Origin of the sequence: Williamsia muralis, from assembly GCF_002735905.1 — a bacterium.
In the GTDB taxonomy this organism is placed as follows: Bacteria; Actinomycetota; Actinomycetes; order Mycobacteriales; family Mycobacteriaceae; genus Williamsia; species Williamsia muralis_A.
Genome location: NZ_PEBD01000004.1, coordinates 478,289 through 499,218, shown reverse-complemented (window position 1 = coordinate 499,218; position 20,930 = coordinate 478,289). Strand labels below are relative to the sequence as shown.

Annotated in this window: 21 protein-coding genes; 8 read left to right on the top strand and 13 right to left on the bottom strand. The window is 65.1% G+C overall.

Going from position 1 to position 20,930, the window contains the following annotated elements:
- Window position 1 precedes the first annotated feature (1 nt).
- Window positions 2-1,060: an acyl-CoA dehydrogenase family protein gene (locus tag CSW57_RS03020; protein WP_099381383.1), complete on the bottom strand. Its 1,059-nt coding sequence runs from the start codon at window positions 1,058-1,060 to the stop codon at window positions 2-4.
- 93 nt (window positions 1,061-1,153) lie between these two features.
- Complete coding sequence (locus CSW57_RS03015) at window positions 1,154-3,358, bottom strand: acyl-CoA dehydrogenase (RefSeq protein ID WP_099381382.1); 2,205 nt, start codon at window positions 3,356-3,358, stop codon at window positions 1,154-1,156.
- 235 nt (window positions 3,359-3,593) lie between these two features.
- Here CSW57_RS03015 and kstR point away from each other — a divergent pair, with 235 nt between their 5' ends.
- The gene (gene kstR, locus CSW57_RS03010) at window positions 3,594-4,247 is read left to right on the top strand and encodes a cholesterol catabolism transcriptional regulator KstR (RefSeq protein ID WP_099382006.1); all 654 of its coding nucleotides are present in this window, start codon (window positions 3,594-3,596) and stop codon (window positions 4,245-4,247) included.
- 74 nt (window positions 4,248-4,321) lie between these two features.
- Here the strand turns inward: kstR and CSW57_RS03005 are convergent, their stop codons facing one another.
- Window positions 4,322-6,862, bottom strand: a complete 2,541-nt coding sequence (locus CSW57_RS03005; protein ID WP_023957391.1) for an ATP-dependent Clp protease ATP-binding subunit — start codon at window positions 6,860-6,862, stop codon at window positions 4,322-4,324.
- A 283-nt stretch (window positions 6,863-7,145) separates the two neighbouring features.
- Window positions 7,146-7,751: a TetR/AcrR family transcriptional regulator gene (locus tag CSW57_RS03000; RefSeq protein WP_099381381.1), complete on the bottom strand. Its 606-nt coding sequence runs from the start codon at window positions 7,749-7,751 to the stop codon at window positions 7,146-7,148.
- A 59-nt stretch (window positions 7,752-7,810) separates the two neighbouring features.
- On the opposite strand from CSW57_RS03000, the gene CSW57_RS02995 reads away from it, so the two are divergent.
- Window positions 7,811-8,665 (top strand): alpha/beta fold hydrolase, encoded by an 855-nt coding sequence (locus CSW57_RS02995; RefSeq protein WP_099381380.1) that lies wholly within the window; start codon window positions 7,811-7,813, stop codon window positions 8,663-8,665.
- Between the two features lie 18 nt (window positions 8,666-8,683).
- On the opposite strand, the gene CSW57_RS02990 is transcribed toward CSW57_RS02995, so the two are convergent.
- Entirely contained in the window at window positions 8,684-9,421 is a 738-nt protein-coding gene (locus CSW57_RS02990; protein WP_223249005.1) for an NAD(P)H-dependent oxidoreductase, read from the bottom strand.
- A 76-nt stretch (window positions 9,422-9,497) separates the two neighbouring features.
- On the opposite strand from CSW57_RS02990, the gene CSW57_RS02985 reads away from it, so the two are divergent.
- A complete protein-coding gene (locus CSW57_RS02985; protein WP_099381378.1) occupies window positions 9,498-9,857 on the top strand; it encodes a winged helix-turn-helix transcriptional regulator in 360 nt (119 codons plus the stop codon).
- A 54-nt stretch (window positions 9,858-9,911) separates the two neighbouring features.
- Here CSW57_RS02985 and CSW57_RS02980 read toward each other — a convergent pair whose 3' ends face one another.
- Together CSW57_RS02980 and CSW57_RS02975 are read right to left on the bottom strand one after the other, a co-directional pair.
- Complete coding sequence (locus tag CSW57_RS02980; RefSeq protein WP_099381377.1) at window positions 9,912-10,388, bottom strand: anthrone oxygenase family protein; 477 nt, start codon at window positions 10,386-10,388, stop codon at window positions 9,912-9,914.
- Window positions 10,385-11,236 (bottom strand): NmrA family transcriptional regulator, encoded by an 852-nt coding sequence (locus CSW57_RS02975; protein ID WP_099381376.1) that lies wholly within the window; start codon window positions 11,234-11,236, stop codon window positions 10,385-10,387. The genes CSW57_RS02980 and CSW57_RS02975 overlap by 4 nt, the downstream gene beginning before the upstream one ends.
- A 71-nt stretch (window positions 11,237-11,307) precedes the next feature.
- Here CSW57_RS02975 and CSW57_RS02970 point away from each other — a divergent pair, with 71 nt between their 5' ends.
- Window positions 11,308-12,234, top strand: coding sequence for an AraC family transcriptional regulator (locus tag CSW57_RS02970; RefSeq protein WP_099381375.1), 927 nt, complete (start codon window positions 11,308-11,310; stop codon window positions 12,232-12,234).
- 16 nt (window positions 12,235-12,250) lie between these two features.
- On the opposite strand, the gene CSW57_RS02965 is transcribed toward CSW57_RS02970, so the two are convergent.
- The gene (locus CSW57_RS02965; protein ID WP_099381374.1) at window positions 12,251-13,267 is read right to left on the bottom strand and encodes an esterase/lipase family protein; all 1,017 of its coding nucleotides are present in this window, start codon (window positions 13,265-13,267) and stop codon (window positions 12,251-12,253) included.
- Window positions 13,268-13,342: 75 nt separating this feature from the next.
- Here CSW57_RS02965 and CSW57_RS02960 point away from each other — a divergent pair, with 75 nt between their 5' ends.
- The 3 genes from CSW57_RS02960 to CSW57_RS02950 all read left to right on the top strand — a co-directional run bounded on the left by CSW57_RS02960 (window position 13,343) and on the right by CSW57_RS02950 (window position 16,563).
- Window positions 13,343-14,617: an outer membrane protein assembly factor BamB family protein gene (locus CSW57_RS02960; RefSeq protein WP_189339116.1), complete on the top strand. Its 1,275-nt coding sequence runs from the start codon at window positions 13,343-13,345 to the stop codon at window positions 14,615-14,617.
- Between the two features lie 120 nt (window positions 14,618-14,737).
- Window positions 14,738-15,247, top strand: coding sequence for an RNA polymerase sigma factor (locus CSW57_RS02955; protein WP_099381372.1), 510 nt, complete (start codon window positions 14,738-14,740; stop codon window positions 15,245-15,247).
- Window positions 15,244-16,563 (top strand): VOC family protein, encoded by a 1,320-nt coding sequence (locus CSW57_RS02950; protein ID WP_099381371.1) that lies wholly within the window; start codon window positions 15,244-15,246, stop codon window positions 16,561-16,563. The genes CSW57_RS02955 and CSW57_RS02950 overlap by 4 nt, the downstream gene beginning before the upstream one ends.
- 85 nt (window positions 16,564-16,648) lie before the next feature.
- Here the strand turns inward: CSW57_RS02950 and CSW57_RS02945 are convergent, their stop codons facing one another.
- From CSW57_RS02945 to CSW57_RS02925, 5 genes are all read right to left on the bottom strand, one after another.
- Window positions 16,649-17,920 carry a M18 family aminopeptidase gene (locus tag CSW57_RS02945; protein WP_099381370.1) on the bottom strand — a complete coding sequence of 424 codons (1,272 nt, stop codon included), beginning with the start codon at window positions 17,918-17,920 and terminating at the stop codon, window positions 16,649-16,651.
- Between the two features lie 8 nt (window positions 17,921-17,928).
- Window positions 17,929-18,609 (bottom strand): phosphoribosylformylglycinamidine synthase subunit PurQ, encoded by a 681-nt coding sequence (purQ, locus tag CSW57_RS02940; protein ID WP_099381369.1) that lies wholly within the window; start codon window positions 18,607-18,609, stop codon window positions 17,929-17,931.
- Window positions 18,606-18,854, bottom strand: coding sequence for a phosphoribosylformylglycinamidine synthase subunit PurS (gene purS, locus CSW57_RS02935; RefSeq protein ID WP_030173357.1), 249 nt, complete (start codon window positions 18,852-18,854; stop codon window positions 18,606-18,608). The genes purQ and purS overlap by 4 nt, the downstream gene beginning before the upstream one ends.
- A gap of 119 nt (window positions 18,855-18,973) precedes the next feature.
- Window positions 18,974-19,678, bottom strand: coding sequence for a DUF2334 domain-containing protein (locus CSW57_RS02930; protein ID WP_099381368.1), 705 nt, complete (start codon window positions 19,676-19,678; stop codon window positions 18,974-18,976).
- 94 nt (window positions 19,679-19,772) lie between these two features.
- Window positions 19,773-20,261 carry a glutathione peroxidase gene (locus CSW57_RS02925; RefSeq protein WP_099381367.1) on the bottom strand — a complete coding sequence of 163 codons (489 nt, stop codon included), beginning with the start codon at window positions 20,259-20,261 and terminating at the stop codon, window positions 19,773-19,775.
- A 117-nt stretch (window positions 20,262-20,378) separates the two neighbouring features.
- On the opposite strand from CSW57_RS02925, the gene CSW57_RS02920 reads away from it, so the two are divergent.
- Entirely contained in the window at window positions 20,379-20,906 is a 528-nt protein-coding gene (locus CSW57_RS02920; RefSeq protein ID WP_223249004.1) for a MarR family winged helix-turn-helix transcriptional regulator, read from the top strand.
- The last annotated feature ends 24 nt before the right edge of the window (window positions 20,907-20,930 follow it).

The following is a 20,930-nucleotide window of genomic DNA, read 5'->3' as shown; positions in this document are numbered from 1 at the left end:
GTCACGCTCCTGCCTCGACCTGCTCGGCGAGTGCGTCGAGCCGGTCAGTGGGCCCACCGACCAGGCGGGCAAGGTCTTTGGCCAGGGAAAAATAGCGGTGCAACGGGTAGGTCAGGTCGACACCGACGCCGCCGTGCAGATGGATCATGGTGCGCATGGCTGCCGGAATCTCTTGTGCCAGCCAATAACCGGACAAGGCCAGGTCCGTTCCGGCGTCGAGACCTTCACTCAGACGCCATCCCGCCGATGTGGTGGCCAGGGTCATCGATCGGGCCACCACGTAGATGTCCGCGAGCTGCTGCTGAACGGCCTGGAACGTCCCGATCGGCTTGTCGAACTGGATGCGCTCTGACACGTGGGTGGCCGTCAGCTTCATCGCGCCGGCTATCAGCCCGTCCGCATAGGCCGCGATTCCCAGAGCGTGGTGCTGCGTGAGCCACACCGGGTCGCCACCGATCACGATGTCGGCCGGTACATCTGAGAACTCGACCGTGTACTCACCCCAGCCCGATGACGACGTGGTGCGGGTGATCTTCACGCCGTCATCCCCGGGTGACACGACCACAACACCCGCGTCTGCGGCGACGAGGAGTGCGGTGGCGCCTTCGGCGTGGAGCACACCGGTCTTGACGCCCGAGAGCTTGCCACCAGAAACGGCGGTGTGCGGGGTGGAGGTCATCGGGGCGCCGGGTTCGTTGATCGCGGCTGCGAGCCAGCCACCCCCCTGCACCTTGGCACCCAGGTCCGCCGCGATGTCGGGCGCACGCTGCACCAGCGGCGCCAGCCCGGACAGCAACGTTCCGATCGCGGGAGTTATCGCGGCAGCGCGACCGAGCGCAGTCGGTACCGGAGTCAGTCCCCCGACTGCCACGTCGTCACCGCCCTGCGCCTCGGGTAGCGGCAGGGCCAGCAGTCCGGAGTCGGCGAGGGCCGACCACAACGAACCCTCGAAGCCGCCGGTGTCGGACAGTGAGGCGTCCCACACCGACTCGTGCCTTTCCAGCACGGAAGCGATGACATCGCTCACAGTCTGGGCTGTCGAATCGAGCGTGAAGTCCACCGTTTTGCACCTCTTCAGTGAATTAGAACCTGTTCTAGTTGTATCAGAGTCGGGCGCGCGTCAGCTACGTGTTGTCGACACCCGGTCCTGCACTCAGCGCGGCAGTCCCAGCAGGCGTTCGGCGGCCGCCGTCGCAAGAATCTGAGTGGTGCCGCCGGCGATCGACAGGCACCTGTTGAGCAGGAACTCGTCAGCCATCTCCGAGTACTCCAGACCGTCCAGCCCACGTAGTCGCTGGCCGAACTCCGGCACCGCCTGCCGATGCCGGACGCCGATCAGTTTGCGCACGCTCGAGGCTGCTCCGGGGTCGGTGCCGTTGATCGACCCGAGGACCGCGCGCAGATCGAGAACCTGACCAAGCTGGGCCTGCACGATCAGCTCGCCCAGTTCGGCACACTCGACCGCGTCGAGCCGGCGCCCCTCGATCTGTGCGAGCAGTGCCTCCATCTCCTTGCCGAGGGCAGAACCGCCCATCGCAACCCGTTCGTTGGCGAGTGTGGTGCGGGCCAGCCGCCAGCCGTTGTTCAGTTCCCCCACCACGCAGTCGTCGGGCACGAACACGTCGTCGAGGAACACCTCGTTGAACAGCGCTCGCCCGGTGATCTCTCGGAGCGGTCGGGTTTCGATGCCCTCGGACTTCATGTCGACGAGGAAATAGGTGATGCCCTTGTGCTTCGGTGCATCCGGGTCGGTACGCGCCAAACAGATCGCCCAGTCGGCCGTATGTGCGTGAGAGGTCCAGACCTTCTGCCCCTGCAGTTTCCAACCGCCGTCGACCTTGGCGGCCTTCGTGCGCAGGGCCGCGAGGTCCGAACCCGCGCCGGGCTCGGAAAACAGCTGGCACCAGACGATCTCGCCGTCGAGGGTGGCGCGGACGAATCGCTCACGCTGCTCGTCGGTGCCGTACTGGAGGATGGTCGGGATCGCCCATCCCGCGATCACGAGATCTGGGCGGCGAACACCGGCGCGGTCGAGTTCTTGATCGATCAGCACCTGTTGCGCCGGTTCTGCCGCCAGTCCATACGGCTCCGGCCAATGCGGCGTGAGGTACCCCGATTCGGCCAGCGATTGCCGCTGGTCGTCGGCGGCAGCGATGGAGTCGACGTCGGCGCGGACCTGCGCCCGGCGTTTCTCGGCATCACCGAGGTCCAGCCGGTGCACCCGGCGGACACCTTGCCGATTCAACTCGGCCACCCGCGCGCGCCAGGTGGCCGCGCCACCCAGCTGTGCCTGCCAAGCCAGAGCCCTGCGCAGGTACAGATGCGCGTCGTGCTCGAAGGTGAATCCGATACCGCCGAGGATCTGGATGCAGTCCTTCGCGTTGTCGACGGTGAGATCGGAGACCGTCGCCGCAGCCACGGCCGCACTGATCTCCACCTGCTGCGCGGCGTTCGTCCGCTCGTCGCCCTCGGCTTCGGTGAGGTCGTCGATCGCTCCGGCCAGATCCCAGGCGGCCGCACTGACCTGTTCGCTGCGGCAGAGCATCTCGGCACAGATGTGCTTGACCGCCTGAAAGCTACCGATCGGCGCACCGAACTGCTCGCGCACCTTCGCGTACTCGACCGCGGTGTCCAGAGTCCAGCGTGCGACGCCTGAGGCCTGGGCGGCGATGGCTGCGATGAGGGTCGCGCGCACGTACGTGTCCGACAGGTGCAGCACGTCGCGCGTGGGGATCACCACCTCGTCCAATCGCACCCTCGCCAGCTCCATCGAGAAGTCCAGAGCGTCAACCGAATCAGCGATGACGCCGTCTGTTCCCGGTTCGAGCAGTACCCAGCGGTGGCTACCGGCGATGTCGATCGGTGCGAGCAACGCCGCCCCGGGGACGTATCCGGCGACCAACCCGAGCTCGCCGCTCGCCGACAGGACGCCCCGGCGGGGTTCGTGGGCGGTGGGCGCCTGACCGCCGGACAGCACCGACGTGGCCACGGCGGCGCCCACCTCACCGGCGATCAGCTGGGCGAGTAACGCGTTCTCGTTCGGCGCCCCGGACACGGCCGACAGCAGGGCACTGACTGCGGTCGCGGCGACAGGTCCGGGCACCAGGTCGTAGCCCGTCTGTTCGAGCATGACAGCGAGGTCGGCGAACTGGGCATCCATGCCGCCACAGTGTTCCGGGACAGCAGCGCCGAATACACCGAGCTCGGCCAAGTCCGGGAACAGCGCAGGCCAGGGTTCACCGGCGCCGTTCGCCTCGGCGTCGCCACTCCGGACCGAGGTGATGACCGACACCTTTTTGGACCATTGACCAATTGCGTCGGCGACGGCGGTATGTTCTGGGGTGGAAGCAATGGTCACGGAGATCGGATCCTGCCTGCTCGGGATTGTCGGTGCGTAGTAGAACCTGTTCTAATATTGCACGTCCCAGGGGGCAGAATGAAGGGGCCCGTGTCGCAAAGTCGGAGAAGTCGCTTTTCCGGCATGAGCGATTACCGTGTACTTGGCCGGTTTCGACATCGCAAAGGTGTCGTTGCCAGATGACCTAAGTGACCGACAGACGCGAGAAGTCGACCTGAACGAAAGTGGGACCTCGATGGCAAGCCCGATCCCGACCGGAACCCCGGCGAGTAATGCCGCCGTCGGCTCGGAGGTCGACCTCGGGTCGAATGCACAACGCGAACGACGTCGACGCATCCTCGACGCCACGCTGGCCCTGGCCTCCAAGGGCGGCTACGACGCCGTACAGATGCGAGCTGTCGCCGACCGTGCCGACGTGGCCGTGGGAACTCTCTACCGCTACTTCCCCTCCAAGGTGCACCTGCTGGTGACCGCACTCGCCCGCGAGTTCGAGGCAGTCGAGAGTCGCGCCGACAAGTCGCGCCTTCGTGGCACCACGTCACTCGAACGCCTGCGGCACGTGCTCGACATGATCACCATCGCGATGCAGCGCGATCCGCTGCTGACCGAGGCGATGACCCGCGCGTTCATGTTCGCCGACGCCTCAGCGGCCGCCGAAGTCGACAAGGTGGCGACAATCATCGACCGCCTCCTGGCCAATGCGATGGTCGAGGGCGAACCCACCGATCTCGATCTCAAGATCGCCCGTGTGGTCTCCGACGTGTGGATGTCGAACCTGGTGCAGTGGCTGACCCGCCGCGCGTCCGCGACCGACGTCACCAACCGTCTGGAACTCACCATCACGCTGCTGCTCGCCGGCCGCGATCAGGAACCCGAGATCAGGGACTGACCCGCACCTTCGGCATTCGCACAATAAAAGGGGCGCAACCACTTTCGTGGTTGCGCCCCTTTTGGGTGTCGTGACTAGCTGTCGGTGGACTCACCGGTCTTGGCCAGCTCGACCGGGGTGTCCGGCAGAGCGATCGGCTTCTTCGACCCGACGAAGGTGAACTTGGCGTCTTCGCCTTCGCCTTCGCCGTCCCAGTTCTCCACGTCGACCAGGACGATCTCGCCGGCACCGATCTCGTTGAAGAGGATCTTCTCCGAGAGCTGGTCCTCGATCTCGCGCTGGATCGTGCGACGCAGCGGACGGGCACCGAGCACAGGATCGAATCCACGCTTGGCGAGCAGGCTCTTGGCCTTCTCGGTCAGCTCCAGTGCCATGTCCTTGTTCCGCAGCTGGGTTTCCACTCGGGCGATCATCAGGTCGACCATCTTGATGATCTCGTCGCGGGTGAGCTGGTGGAACACGATGACGTCGTCGATACGGTTGAGGAACTCAGGACGGAAGTGCTTCTTGAGCTCGTCGTTGACCTTCTGCTTCATCCGCTCGTAGTTCGAGCCCTCCGCATTCGACTGCGAGAAGCCCAGACCCACGGCCTTGGAGATGTCGCCGGTACCGAGGTTCGAGGTGAAGATCAGCACGGTGTTCTTGAAGTCGACCGTACGACCCTGACCGTCGGTGAGACGACCGTCCTCGAGGACCTGCAGCAGCGTGTTGTAGATCTCCTGGTGAGCCTTCTCGATCTCGTCGAACAGCACCACCGAGAACGGCTTGCGACGCACCTTCTCGGTGAGCTGACCGCCCTCTTCGTAGCCGACGTAACCGGGAGGAGCACCGAAGAGCCGCGACGCGGTGAAGCGGTCGTGGAACTCGCCCATGTCGATCTGGATGAGCGCGTCGTCCTCGCCGAACAGGAAGTTCGCCAGCGCCTTGGAAAGCTCGGTCTTACCGACACCGGACGGGCCGGCGAAGATGAACGAACCGGACGGGCGCTTGGGGTCCTTCAGACCGGCGCGGGTACGGCGGATCGCCTTGGACACCGCCTTGACCGCCTCGGTCTGGCCGATGATCCGCTTGTGCAGCTCATCTTCCATCCGCAGCAGACGGGTGGTCTCTTCCTCGGTCAGCTTGAACACGGGGATGCCGGTCCAGTTGCCCAAGACCTCGGCGATCTCGTTGTCATCGACCTCGGCAACGATGTCCATGTCGCCACTGCGCCACTGCTTTTCACGTTCGGCGCGCTCGGTGACGAGCTGCTTTTCCTTGTCGCGCAGACTTGCCGCCTTCTCGAAGTCCTGCGCATCGATCGCAGATTCCTTCTCCTTGCGGGCGTCGGCGATCCTGTCGTCGAAGTCGCGCAGGTCTGGCGGTGCGGTCATCCGCCGGATGCGCATCCGGGCGCCGGCCTCGTCGATCAGGTCGATCGCCTTGTCCGGCAGGAAGCGGTCGTTGATGTACCGGTCGGCCAGGGTGGCGGCGGCGACCAACGCACCGTCGGTGATCGAGACGCGGTGGTGCGATTCGTAGCGGTCACGCAGACCCTTGAGGATCTGGATCGTGTGCTCCACGCTGGGCTCGCCGACCTGCACCGGCTGGAAGCGGCGTTCGAGGGCGGCGTCCTTCTCGATGTACTTGCGGTACTCGTCGAGGGTGGTGGCACCGATCGTCTGCAGCTCGCCACGGGCCAGCTTCGGCTTGAGGATGCTGGCCGCGTCGATGGCACCTTCGGCGGCGCCCGCGCCGACGAGGGTGTGCAGCTCGTCGATGAACAGGATGATGTCGCCGCGGGTGTTGATCTCCTTGAGGACCTTCTTCAGTCGCTCTTCGAAGTCGCCGCGGTACCGGCTACCGGCAACCAGCGACCCGAGGTCGAGGGTGTAGAGCTGTTTGTCCTTGAGGGTCTCGGGGACGTTGCCGTTGACGATGGCCTGTGCCAGTCCCTCGACGACGGCGGTCTTACCGACACCGGGCTCGCCGATGAGCACCGGGTTGTTCTTGGTGCGGCGGCTGAGCACCTGCATCACGCGCTCGATTTCCTTCTCGCGCCCGATCACCGGGTCGAGTTTGGCCTCGGCGGCAGCGGCGGTCAGGTTGCGGCCGAACTGGTCGAGCACCAGGGAGGTGGACGGGGTGCCAGCCTCGGTGCTGCGGCCACCGGTGCCCGCTTCCTGCGGCTCCTTGCCCTGGTAGCCCGACAGCAGCTGGATGACCTGCTGACGGACCCTGTTGAGGTCGGCGCCGAGCTTGACCAGAACCTGGGCGGCAACGCCCTCACCCTCGCGGATGAGGCCGAGCAGGATGTGCTCGGTGCCGATGTAGTTGTGGCCGAGCTGCAGTGCTTCGCGCAGCGACAGCTCGAGGACCTTCTTGGCGCGCGGGGTGAAGGGGATGTGGCCCGAGGGAGCCTGCTGGCCCTGGCCGATGATCTCCTCGACCTGGCTGCGGACGCCTTCGAGGGAGATACCCAGCGACTCGAGCGACTTGGCGGCGACGCCTTCACCCTCGTGGATCAGACCCAGCAGGATGTGCTCGGTGCCGATGTAGTTGTGATTGAGCATCCGCGCTTCTTCTTGGGCCAGGACGACAACCCGGCGAGCGCGGTCGGTGAACCGTTCGAACATTGTTCTCCCTTACGTTTCTATGGGTCGAGCTCGGCCTTCGGCTTCGTCTCCCAGTGTGTCTGGTCGACAGGCTTCGTTCTTCCCAGGGTTGGCAGTGTCGACGATGAACCGATAGGTCACCTGCAACAGCCTTGCTCCCACTGTAATGGCCGCAGGTCACCGGCACCGCAGATGTGTCGCCGAGCCCTCGGGTGGCACCGCTTGATCGGGGGTCACAATTGGTCAACGTCCCAGCTTGCAAGGGTGTTTGCGCTGGGGATACGCCGTCAGCGAACGCGTTCGCTCATTCGATCGTGATGGCGCGAATCAGTCTACGGGCGACATCGAGCATCTCGACTCGGGCTTTCTCGGGCTCGCCAGACCTCGCCACATACATCGCTGCCTCGTCCAATGCGCCGATCATCGCATGTGCGAGAGGCCGTACCGGTTGGGCCGGCGCAGTGCCATCGGCGATCGCCTGTTCGATCAGCGACTCGATCAGTCCCATCGCGTAGCGGGCGCCTGCCTCACGCCACGCTTCCCAGCCGAGCACCACCGGGGCCTCGAGCAGGATGATCCGGTGCACCTCGGGGTCGGCGCACAATTCCAGCCATTCCCGGACGCCCACCTCCATCGCCTCGAGTGGGCCATCGACGCCGACCCCGACCACGGCCTCGGTGACCTTGTCCATCACCTCTTCCTCCACCTGCTCGAAGACCGCGACGAACAATTCGTCCTTGTCTGCGAACTGGTGATAGAGCGCACCTCGGGTGACGCCCGCCCGGGCGACGATCGCCTGCGTGCCGACCCCGCTGAATCCGTGCTCGGCGAACAGGGTGCGCCCGGCCGCGATCAGCGCAGCCCGCGTCGCGGCGGTGCGCTCGGCTTGAGTACGACGATTGACTTTCATGCAGCTTGTATGTAACTTCCATGCTAGGTGTACGTAAATAGCCACAGAAGGGTACCGCCATGGAGACCATCGAGCTGACTCACGGCACACTCGAATACCGCGCCGTCGGTCCAGCGGATTCAGCGCACCCACCGGTGCTGTTCATTCATGGGGCGCTGGTCGACGGGCGCCTCTGGGATTCGGTCGCCGATTCGCTCGCGGCGCAGGGATACCGCTGCCTCGTGCCGACACTGCCGCTGGGCTCCCAGCGGATACCTGCAGGCCCCACAGCCGACCTGTCGCCGCGCGGGCTCGCAACGATGATCCGGGACTTCGCTGCCGCCCTCGGTCTCGACGACGTCACTCTCGTTGGCAACGACACCGGTGGCGCGCTGTGCCAGTTCGCGATCGACGCACATCCGGAGTTCGTCGGCAGGCTCGTACTGACCAATTGCGATGCCTTCGACACGTTCCCGCCGTTCCCGTTCAATGCACTTTTCGCCCTCGGCAGATTCAAGCCGATCCTCAAACCTTTGGCCGTTGCACTCTCGGCGACTGCGATACGGCACTCCGCCATCGGATTCGGGCTCCTTGCATCCCACCCCGACCCCGAACTGACCAGGTCGTGGCTGGCGCCGGCGCGTGAATCGGACGCGGTGCGCGCCGAACTGGCTGCGTTGGCGCGCACGATCAAGCCCGCCGCACTCGACCAGGTGACCCGCCGCCTCGGCACATTCGACAAGCCGGTGTCCATCGTGTGGGGCATGAAGGACAAATGCTTCAAACCCGCGCTCGGGCGGCGTCTCGCCGCGCAGTTCCCGAACGCGACGTTCACCGAGGTGCGGGACGCCAGAACGTTTGTATCCCTCGATGATCCGGATGCAGTCGTGCGTGCGGTGGAGAAGATCTCGGCGTCGGCTCCATCGTCGAGCTGAGCGCCTCGGCCGACGGACTCAATCGTCACGGACGTGCATGGCGAGTCCCTCCGACTCCGTCGCATGCTCGGGTGCCAGCGTCCTGTCGGGGCAGTAGTCACCAGACTCCAACGCCCGGTAGCGAATCGGCTCCTCGTCGAAGACGGTCTCGAGTCGGCCGAGCAGCCGCCGGCACTCGTCGTCGGCGCTACTCCAGCCGGGTACGTCCGTACCGGCGATGAGGTGAGGCCTCAACGCGGATATGCCTGAGTACCAGAGAGTTCCGTGAAGCAACGGAAACAACAACAATTCGATGTCGCCGTTGATCCCTCGAGGGTCGAAGGACGATTGCCGATCACCGGCGGTGACGATCGTGAGCGCTCTGCGCCCGGCCAGGCCTCCGTCTCCGTACTTCAACGTTCGACCGGTCTCGGGGTGTTTGATCCCGTACGCGAACCCGTGGGAGAAAACGCGGTCGAACCAGCCCTTGACGATGGCGGGCATCCCATGCCACCAGAGTGGGAATTGGATGATGAGCAGATCGGCCTCGCGCAGGAGGTGCTGCTGCGCAACCACTTCGGGCGCTGGGCCACCGGCCCCGGAGAGCTCTGGCGAATCCAGGACCGGATTCCAGCCGAGTTCGTACAGATCGACCACGGTGACCTCCGCACGGCCACGCAGGTTCCGGGACGCGGTTTCCATCAGCTGATGATTCAGCGAGTCGGTCTCGGGATGTCCGTAGACCCACAGGACTTTGGTTGCGTTGTTCTCTGCCACGGACTTAGTGTGCAGCCAAAGGTGCGCAGCGGACAGTACGCACAATCTTGTCCATAGGGACTGAATGGATAGTGTCATGCGTGAAGCGATCAGGAAGGCAGCGGAAGTCTGCCCCGTCGAAGTGGCCGTTGCCGTTCTGGGCGGGGCGTGGAAGATGACCATCGTCAAACACCTGACCGAGGGCACCCTACGATTCGGCGAATTGGGAAGGGCCGTCGGAGCCGTCACGCCTCGCGTGCTCGCCCGGCAACTTCGCGAGTTGGAAGCCGACGGCATCGTGTTGCGCACCGTGTACTCCCAGGTGCCCCCCAAGGTCGAGTACTCGCTGACTCCACTCGGCGAGACCCTGGCACCGATGGTCCGCGCACTCAACGATTGGGGCGAGAGCTACCTGGGCCAGGTCAGTGCACGTACCGAGCCCGAGGCCCCCACCTGATCCACGGCCTGGAGTCGTCAATCCGGTACGGCGCGACGACAAACGGGCGAGCCCTCACCTGGTGACCAGCCCCACGAGGAGGGCAGCGAACGCCACTGTGTGCACCACCGCGCGAATGAGATTCCAGCGCACCCAAACGTTTTCGAAGGCCGCTCTGGCCGCTGCCGGATCGGCGATGCTCGAAGGTCCACCGATGGCGGCCAAGTCGTTGTTCAGGGGGACGTTGACCACCATCGTGATCAACAACCCGACCACGTAGGTCACCGCCCCGGCGACGATCCACCAGAAGATCGGCTCGCCGCGGTAGAACACTGCCGCCGCGGTGGTGAACACCAGACCGCCGAAGAAGAGGAGCAGGAACAGTGGGTTCACGATCACCACGTTGATGCGCTGCATCGAGGAGACGAAGACCGGATCGTCTGTCTGAGCCAGTCCTGGCATCACCGCATAAGCGAAGGCGCAGAACAGTCCTGCGATCAGACCGACCGCCAGGACCGCTGCGATGAGGAGCGACTCGCGTAACGCAGTCATGCCTGCGCTCCGTCGAACCAGGCGCCCTCGGCAACCGACTTCGCGACGAAGTCGGCAAAACCCGTGGGCGCGCGGCCCAGTAGTTCAAGCACCCCGTCAGTGGTGGTTGCATTCCTCCCATCGAAGAGGGTCCCGAACAACGAGATGACCATGTCGGCGTAGTCTTCCGGCACACCAGCTTCTGCCATTCCCGCCCGGTAGTCCTCCAGAGAGACTGTCAGGTAATCGATTTCACGATTCACAGCCGCCGCGATCTGGGCCGTGGCCTCGGCGAATGTCAGAAGCCTGGGGCCGGTCAACTCGTACACCCTCCCGTCGTGACCTGGCCTCGTCAGCACCGTCACCGCAGCGTCGGCGATGTCGTCGGCATCGATGAAAGGCTCCCCCACTGCGTCGACAGGCAGCACCACCGCTCCTTCACGCACCCCGTCCGCCAGAAATGATTCCGAGAAGTTCTGTGCGAACCAGCTGCAGCGCAACACCGTTGACACCATGCCCGAGTGCAGCACGATCTCTTCGCATGCGCGGGCCTCGGGCTCTCCACGGCCCGACAGCAGGACCAACTTGTCGACGTCCGCATCTCGTGCGACCTCGACAAACACCCTGAGATCATCGGCGGAACGTTGGACGATGAGGTCCGGCTGGTAGGTGACGTACACGGCACCGGCGCCATCGAGTGCGGGCCTCCAGGTCGTGCGGTCGGTCCAGTCGAGTCTGGTCGCACCAGAGCGGCTCGCCAGTCGGGTCGGTACACCGAGGCCGGCGAGGCGGCCGGCCACCCGACGACCGGTCTTGCCGGTGGCGCCGAGGACGAGCACTGGACGTTGGGTGTGCGTTGTGGTTGTCATACATCCGAGTACAGCCCGCGACATTGAGCCTTTCCATCGCCTGAACGCTCACTTTCATGTGTAATCGTCCAATGGATGCGCTCGGAAGTGTGCTCAACGGGCCCCGCGCCGCCAATGCCTTTCTGTTGCGGGTGGTGATGACACCGCCGTGGTCGGTGCGAATCGAAGACGAAGCGCCATTGACCGTGGTGGTGGCGGTCAGCGGTACCGCCGCGGTGCGCTTTGACGATGGCGAGACCACGTCGATGTTCCCGGGCGATGTCGCGGTCCTCCGCGGCCCCGACCCGTACGTCTACGGCGACGTGGAGGCGTCGCCGGCCGCGTTCATCCAACCGGGCCAGCGATGTGTCCGCGCCGACGGTACCGATCTGGTTGACGAGATGAATCTCGGTGTTCGCACATGGGGCAACGACGCCGCCGGCGATTCGGTGTCACTCGTGGGGACTTACGGCGCGACGGGCGAGGTTTCGGCTCGACTGCTTGCCGCACTCCCCCGGCTGATCACGGTGCAGGGCAACGCTGCGCTGACGGGGCTCCTCGCCGCCGAGATGACGCGCCGAGTGCCGGGCCAAGAAGTGATGCTGGACCGCCTCCTCGACCTCCTGCTCATCGACACCCTGCGAGCATGGTTCTCGAGGCCTGAATCGGCGGGGCCGACGTGGATCGCGGCGGAATCGGATCCGGTGGTGGGCCAAGCGCTCTCCTTGATCCACCACAATCCAGAGCATCCCTGGACGGTGTCCGACCTGGCCCGCCGATGCACTGTATCCCGCGCGGCACTCGCACGGCGGTTCAACGACCTCGTCGGGGAACCACCGATGACCTACCTGACGGCGTGGCGGCTGTCCATGGCGGCCGATCTACTGGCATCGGGCGATCGCACTCTCGAGGCGGTTGCCCGAGAGGTCGGATACGGCAGCGCTTTTGCGCTGAGCGCCGCGTTCAAACGCGTTCGTGGAATGAGCCCGCGCGACTACCGCAGATCGCTTGCCGGGTGATCAACTCCGGTGTCTGTCAGGATCCGAAGAAGGGCGGCACGAACATACACGGAACGTCTCGCGCGTCCCTTTGATCGTCGAGCGAATTGAGGACGTACAGCGCCGCCCGCTGTGAGCCGCAGATCGCAAGGTGATCACTGTAATCATGTGAACAGTTCTCTTGCACAACGATGTTCGTGACCGACCTGTCGTCACCGCCAGGAAGCTGGCCGCTGCTGTACGGCACCACGAACTCGTCGTACTTCGTGGAGATGTTGATGTAGTCGATACCGGGTAGATAGGGTCCGCCGTCAGCGTTGATCTTCGAGATGAAGTCAGATCCTGCCATCATCTGCGGCGCCGAATAGCAGGGCAGGACCTTTGTCGGATCCAGGCCGAGCGGCAGATTGATTCGTTGCAGCACACCTTGGAAGGCGGACGTTCCCTGCCACAACGGGGCGATGGACACGTACTTGCGAATCTTGTGGTGTCCGCCGAGGAACTTCGCCCAGTAGCTGGGCATCAGCGTCCCCTGTGAATGTCCGACGACATCGACCTTGTCGGCGCCGGTGGCGTCGAGGATCTTGTCCACGAACTCGCCGAACTCGGCTGCACTGTCCTCCATCCTCGCCATTCCGCCGATTGCCGACAGCGGCCACGGCACACCCTTGATCGCGCCGTAGGTCAGCGAAAAAACGGAGAAACCCTCGTTGAGCAACAGCGGCACATACGTGCCCCAATTGGTCTGCGCCCCACCGCCGGTGCCGTGGACCAGAACCACCGGATTCGGATGGTCGCGGCTCAGCGGCTTGTCCCAGTCGTTCGCACCGGGAAGGTGACCGCCCGGATTTCGGAGTTCGTACGGGATACCGGCGAAGAAGTTGTAGGCGACCTTGCGTTCCTGCGCAGTGGCGGCCGCGGCGGGATTCGACACGCCTGCGAGCCCGTTCAAACCGCCGGCCTTGGGTTGCGCACGGCCCCGAAGCATCCCACCCACGCGTAGCGGCACCGTCATCGCGTCGCCCAGGAGGCGACCGATCGCATTGTTGGGCATGTGTCCAGGTTAGAGGGTGTGTCGTGGGCCGATGTTCACCCTGGTCGGTACGGGTGTCGTGATTGGATGGACCACATGCTCAAACGCCGATCCATGCCCGGAATCGGATCCGTTGTGTTCCTGCTGTCCGTCGCGATGGTTGTGTCCGTCGGTCTGGTGTTCTCGGTCAACCCGACCGCTGACGCCACGGTGTACGGCAACGGTCAGCTCCGTCCGTACCCGAACTCGCCAGAAGAGCGGTGGAGCCTGGACCTCACCAGCATGCAGACCTACGGTGAGGGCGACACCCCGGAAGTGGTGGGCACATTCGGTGACGTCTGGTTGGTGGCCTATCCGTCGGGGCTCGGCAACACCTATTCGGCAATCGACCACCGCACCGGTGAACAGTTGTGGGACACCCCGATCGACGCCGGGCTCGGTTCTTGCGCGATCAACGGCAGCGGCGAGGTGGGATGCGCCCTGAATCTGGCGGACCAGCCAGACGGGTTCTATCTCGCAGACCTGACAACCGGCCAACTGCGGGATGCCTCGCCCGACAACGACACTCAGTCGGTGGTGGGTGTGGGGCCGGACTTCCTCCGGGTCAACGGGTCCGGTTATCAGGTCACCCGCAACAAGCCCGACGGCACACAGCTCTGGGCCCGTTCATTTGCGGCGGCGGCGAAGACAGAGGTCGACGGCGAACTCGTGGTGATCAGCGCGTCGGACGGTTCCAAGCACGTCATCGATCCGGCGACAGGGGCTGACAAATTCGGTTGCGCGTCGTGCGATCTGCGCATCTATCCCACCGGTGTGGCCCTGCAGTTCACCGATGCCGGATCCCCTCGCGTCGAGTTCTACACGCGTGGCGGCACCCGGACCTCCGTGAACGAGGGACAACAGCTGGTGTCGGGACCGGCAGTCCTCGCCGTGACCACCGGGTCCGGCCCGGGACAGGTCATGCAGACCCAGGGCGCCTACTCGGTCTTCGACCCCGCTCAGAAGGACAAACTGTGGCAGGTCACCGACCCCGAGCTGTCGAAGGTGGCCTCGCGGCCGTGCGGCTCCGTGGTCGCTTTCGCCCGCAAGGACGGAAGTCGGTCGATCCTCGACCTGCGGACCGGGGAGAAGGTAGGGGAGGTCCCGCGCCCCGAGCCGGGACAGCCCGGTACCAACATCGACTACCTCACGTGTGTCGGCCAGGGCGAGGACACCGCGGTGTTCGGCAACGCCGGCGAGCTCACAGCGTTCAACATCGGTGACGGATCCGTTGCCTGGCAGCGGTCGATAGTCGGTGGACAAGCCGCCATCGTCGACGGATATCTCGTGCTCGAGGAGGGCACCACCCTCTCGCTCCTGGCGCCGTCGTAAAAAAGTTTCGCCAGAGGGCGTCGGATAACGCCCCGCCGGGACGACTATGAGGATGTGAGCGGCACAGCGGGGAGCACGTCGAATCGGGCGGACGGTGGACCACCGTCGGCCGGGCGGACAATGCTCGACCTGTACGACGAGGCGCTGCCGGCCGTGTACGGGTACCTGCTGCGGCGAACACGCGACACCAGCGTGGCCGAAGATCTCACCTCAGAGACGTTTCTGGCCGCGATGGACAGCGCCCGGGGTGTGGACGCTCCCGAACCGTCCATCCCATGGCTCATCGGCATCGCCAGACACAAACTGGCAGACCACTGGCGTCGCATGCAGCGCACCCCGACACCCGTCGACGAGGTGCGCGACGACCCGGCCGACGACGAATGGGACGTCCACCTGGACCGGTTGATGGCCGAGTACACCCTCGCCCAGTTGTCGACCACGCACCGGGCGGTGTTGACCCTGCGGTACGTCGACGACTGCACGGTCGGTCAATGCGCGGAGCTGTTGGGCCGCACCGTCGCGGCCACCGAGGCGCTGCTCACACGGGCCAAGCGGGCCTTCCGCACGGCCTATCCCGACACCAACGATCCCAGTCCCACGTCGCTGCGACCGAGAGGAGGCCGGTCATGAACCCAGACCTCGATCCGTTCACCGCACTGGCCGCAGACGATGTTCCGGTCGCGCCCGACCCCGACTTCGCGCGCCGGCTGCGAACGCGGCTCGAACGTGGGCTGGACTTACCCGAAGGAGTGACCATGTCAACAGATGTCTTGTCCGAACCTCTCGATTCCGCCGAGTCAGTCGGTATTGCTGAATCTCGCAGTCCCGCAACGCCCTCGGTTGTCGAGCGTCCCGGCGCGTTGCCTTACCTCACCGTCGCCGACCCCGGCGCAGCCATCGAGTGGTATACCGAGCATCTCGGTGCGCAAGTGCGTGGTGAGCCGATCGTGATGGACGACGGAAAGATCGGCCACGCCGAACTCCTGATCGGCGGCGGCGTCATCTACCTTGCCGGCGAGTTCGCCGAGCTCGGCCTCAAGGCCCCTGCCCCACAATCTGTCTCGGTCTCGCTGATGTTGCCGGTGCCCGACACCGATGTTGCTGTGCGCAGGGCTGCCGACGGTGGTGCAACCGTGCAGCGCGAACCATACGAAGGCTACGGATCACGGACCGGATCGATCATCGACCCGTTCGGCCACCGCTGGATGCTGACGGGACCTTCCGCGTCCACCGTCCCGGAACGGAGCCCGGCGGAGGGGATCCGACGCGGCGATCTCGGTTACTGCTCGCTGTGGACCACCGACGTCGATCGGGCCGCCCGCTTCTACAATTCGGTCCTGGGCTGGGAGTTCGATTCGGAGACCGGTCAGGTCACCAACCTCGCGCACCGACTGGGCATCGTCTCTGTTCCCGGTGATCCGACGATGTTGTGCGCGTACGCCGTTGACGATCTGGACGGCGCCCGGGCAGACATCGCCGCCGCCGGCGGTTCCACCGGCGACGTTCACCAGCTCCCCTTCGGTGAACTGCTCGACGCCGTGGACAACCAGGGAGTCACCTTTGCTGTCTACCGGCCGAGCGGCAATGATCCGCGTCCCCCCGTGAACGGCACGGGTCATGGCGAACTGACCTACATGACCCACTACACCCCGGACAGTTCTCGGTGGCGCGACTTCTATGGTCGGGTGCTGGGCTGGAAGTTCACCGGCGGGAGGATCGAAGACGGCTGGGAAGTGGTCGACGGCCACCCAATGACGGGCATCGCCGGCGGACAGGACCACTCGCTGTCGGTGCCGATGTGGGTGGTCGATGACATCGAAACCGCCGTCGAACGAGTTCGCGCTGCCGGCGGCATGGTCATCGAAGGCCCCGCACGGCAGTCCTACGCCATCTCCGCCGAATGCCTCGACGACCAGGGCAGCCCGTTCTGGTTGGCGCAGTACTGACCTCGCCGGTCACACACCCTCCGACCTCGGCCTCATCCTCCGATTGCAACCGGAGGATTTGGCCGGACTCGGAGGACTTGGGCCGTCAGGGGTTCAGGAAGGCGGCCAGTGCGGCCGAGTACATTCCCACGTCGGCCGTTCCCATCAGCTCGCGGGCGCTGTGCATCGCGAGCTGCGGGGCACCGACATCAACGGTGGTCAAACCGGTTCGGGTGGCGGTGATCGGGCCGATGGTGGACCCGCATGGCAGGTCCGCGCGGTGCACGTACCGCTGCAGTGGTACGCCGGCCTGCTCCGCGGCCACCGCGAACAGCGCTTCGCCTTCGGCATCGCTGGCATAGCGCAGATTCTGGTTGACCTTCAGCACCGGCCCTCCGTTGATGGAGATCTGATGTGCCGGTTCGTGGCGCTCAGGGTAATTGGGATGGGTGGCATGGGCCATATCACCGGAGGCGCACGCACTCATCGACATCGACCGCAGGTAGTCCTCACGAGAACCACCTCCCGCCAACACGATTCGTTCGAGCACCGTGGGCAGCAACTCTGACGCCGCGCCCCGATCCGAACCGCTGCCGACCTCTTCGTGGTCGAACAGGGCGAGCATCGGAATGTACTGCCCGACCCCACCTTCGACTACATCGACAAGCGCGCGGGTACCGGCGTAGCACGTTCCCTGGTTGTCCAGGCGGGGTGCGCTCAGCAGGTCGTCATTGACCCCGACCACTCGGCTCGGCGCCAGATCGTGGGTCATCAGTTCCCAACCGAGGAGCTGATCCACACCCACCTCTGCCTGTGCGGCAATCCATTCCATGAAACCGGGGCCGCTCTCACCCACCGACCAGATACCGTTGACGTGCCGCTGCGGGTCGAGCGTCACACCGGCCCGGTCCTCGGACAAGTGAATGGCGAGCTGCGGGACCCGCAGAACAGGTTCGTCGATCTTGATCAGCCGGCGGCGGAGCCCTTTCGAGTCCCGGATCGCCAACCGGCCCGAAATGCCCAGATCGCGGTCGAGCCACGAATTGAGCAGTGCGCCACCGTACTTCTCCAGGCCCACCATCGACAGGCCGGCCGAGCGGAGGCCGGGGTTCTGCTTCACCCGGAGGTTGGGACTGTCGGTATGACCCCCGACGATCCGGAAAGCGCGTCCCGGTCCACTGCTGTCCCAGGCGACGATCGAGCCCCCGCGCATCACGTAGTGCCGCCCGGGTTTGCTCGGCCACTGATGCTCTTCGCTCAGCTCGCGAAAACCCGCTACCTCCAGCGCCTTGGCCACCGAGTCGCACACATGGAACGGCGATGGCGATGCGTCGACGAACCTACCCAGTCCGGCCGCGTCGGCCGAGGTGGTCACCATCGTTCTGCTCAGGCCGTGGTGAGCACTGCGTCAAGAGCGGAGTAGAACAACCCGAGGCCGTCGTCACTCGGTCCGGTCAGCGCTTCGGTGGCGTGTTCGGGATGCGGCATCAGGCCCACCACGCGCCCGTTGGCGCTGGCGATCCCGGCGATGTCGCGCATCGAGCCATTCGGGTTGTCGCCGGCGTAACGGAACACCACGCGGCCTTCACCTTCGAGTTCGTCGAGCACTGCCTCGGACGCGACGAAACGGCCTTCACCCGATTTGAGCGGGATGAGGATCTCTGCGCCCGCCTCGAAACGACTGCTCCACGACGACGAGGTCGATTCGACCTTCAGCCATTGGTCGCGACACAGGAAGTGCAGTCCGTTGTTGCGGGTGAGTGCCCCCGGCAACAGCCCGGCTTCGCACAGCACCTGAAAGCCGTTGCAGATGCCAAGAATCGGCATTCCCTTGCCTGCGGCCTCGACCAGCGCACCCATCACGGGAGCAAACCTGGCGATCGCGCCGGCGCGCAGGTAGTCGCCGTAGGAGAAGCCACCGGGAACCACAACGGCGTCCACGCCTTGCAGGTCGCCGTCGCCGTGCCACAGTTCCACCGGCTGACCACCGGCCAGGCGCACCGCGCGCGCGGCATCGATGTCGTCGAGCGACCCCGGGAACGTGATGACCCCCACGCGGGCCGTCACGATGCGGCCTCCTGCACCCGGGTCACCGAGTAGTCCTCGATCACGGTGTTTGCCAGCAATTCTGCCGCGATGCGGTCGAGCGCTTCGTCATCCACCGAGTCGTCCACTTCCAGTTCGAAACGCTTGCCCTGGCGTACGTCGGCGATGCCGTCGAACCCCAATCGGCCCAGCGCGCCGCTGATCGCCTGACCCTGCGGATCCAGGATCTCGGCTTTGGGCATCACGTCAACTACCACTCGAGCCACTTGGGCGCTCCTCTTCAGCTGCGGTTTTCAGCCGTCACTCTACCGGCAATCGCTTGATGGACCGGCCCCGGAGGTTCCCGGCTCGGACTGGCCCGGAACTCTCGGCCCGACTTCCTACCTCAGGCGGCCCGTCGCAGCGCGGTCGACGTGAGGTTGCGGTACGTCACCGGCTGCGCGCCGTGGAGCAAGGCGAGGTCGATGCAGTCGACAACAGCTTTGCCCGTCACCGGCTCGCCGAGGTGTTTGGCCGCCACCGAGAGCCGGACCACCCCGCCGCGGCGCGCCACCCGGACCGTGTTGCGGACGAGGAGCCGGCACCACCATGACTCGGCCGAGAAGCCGTCTCCGATACCGAGGACTCGCGCCTTGGTCGACGTCCCGGTCATCACGTCTTCGATACTGGTGAAGCCCAGGTTGGTGCGGAAGCCGCGACCGGCCAGGGCAGAGCGGGCGCCTGGTGATGCATTCCACCTGGGAGCGGCGAAGATCCGGGTGCGTAGCCCGATCTGCTCGAGCATCCTGTCAGCGGCCAGCAGTCGCAGACCGGCCTCGTGCGCTCCGAGTTCGGCGAACTCGGCTCGCCGACGGCGGCTGGGTACCTGGTTGTACCCGTGCAGCACGATCGCGTCGTCGCCGCTGCGTCGTTCGCGTAGCCATGCGCACGTATCAACGTCCTCGGCCAGGCGGTAGCCGCCCTTGAGGCGAGGCGCGACGAGGAACGACAGCGGCACGTCTCGTGTGGCCACCTCATCGGCGAAGGCCTGAACCTGCCCGAGAGTGGTGTCACGGATACCAGAAACCGAGACGATCAGTTGTCCTGCCACGGCGCCCAGTATTGCGGGCGCAGGTGGTCAGCCGGTTGCCCTCAGGTGGACAACACGCAAAAACAACGTCCGCCACCGTCCCAGCACGCGTCCGCTATCCGAGCGTGCGCTCGATCGCCTCGACCACTTCGGTCGCCTCCGGCTCGGTACGCGGACGGAAACGTCCGACAACCTCTCCGTCCGCGCTCAGCAGGAACTTCTCGAAGTTCCACTGGATGTCACCGGCTTCGCCATCAGCATCTGACGCCTTGGTGAGTTCGGAGTACAGCGGGTGGCGGTCGTCGCCGTTCACATCGGTCTTCTCCAGGAGCGGGAACGTCACCCCGTAGGTGGTCGAGCAGAACGTGGCGATCTCCTCGGGGGTACCGGGCTCCTGCCCCATGAACTGATTGCAGGGCACACCCACCACGGTCAGGCCACGATCGCGGTAGTTCTCGGCCAACTTCTCGAGGCCGGCGTACTGCGGCGTCAGACCACATTTGCTCGCAACGTTCACCACGAGGACGGGGCCGCCGAACTCTCCGAGAGTGGTCGAGTCGCCGGACAGTGTGCGCAGGGGAATGTTCTTGATGTCGGTGGTCATTGACACAGGTTACGACGATGACGGCTTCCGGTGGCGGCAGTCGGGCGCAGCCCATGTAACCGAAAACACAGTTGGTTGCGCTGGTGTCAATAGTTGCGTCGGCGTTACCGTTAGCCAGTGTCACAATCAGGCGGGGTCGAAGAGACCTTTCGAACCGTGCACGAGTTCCTGACCCGGTTGTCCTGCGCGCTCGACGCCGACGCGATGGAAGACCTCATCGAGACGGACTTGGGTTTCACGCACTACAAGGCTCTGCTGATCCTCAACCGGCACGGTAATGCGCTGTCGGTCAACGAGTTGGCGGACGAGCTCCACCTATCTCTCGCTGCCGCCGGACGTGCCGTCGACAAGCTGGTCGGGCTCTCGATGGTGTCGAGACGCGAGGACGAGCACGACCGCCGGATCAAGAGGGTCTCGCTGGCCGAAGGTGGCGAAAAAGCAGTTGCGTTGAGCATCCGGCGCCGAGAAGACTCGGTGCGTGATGTGATCGCGAAACTCCCGAGCGACATGCGCGCTGACCTCAACAGTGCCCTGCTTCCCATCCTTGCCGGCGACTATCTGAGCACGCCGATGTGCTCCGACAACGTCCGCATTGGATCTGCCACACCGGGTTCGGCAGCCGCCACTTCGGCCGCCGCCCGATAGACATTCGAACACGATCGAGAAAGT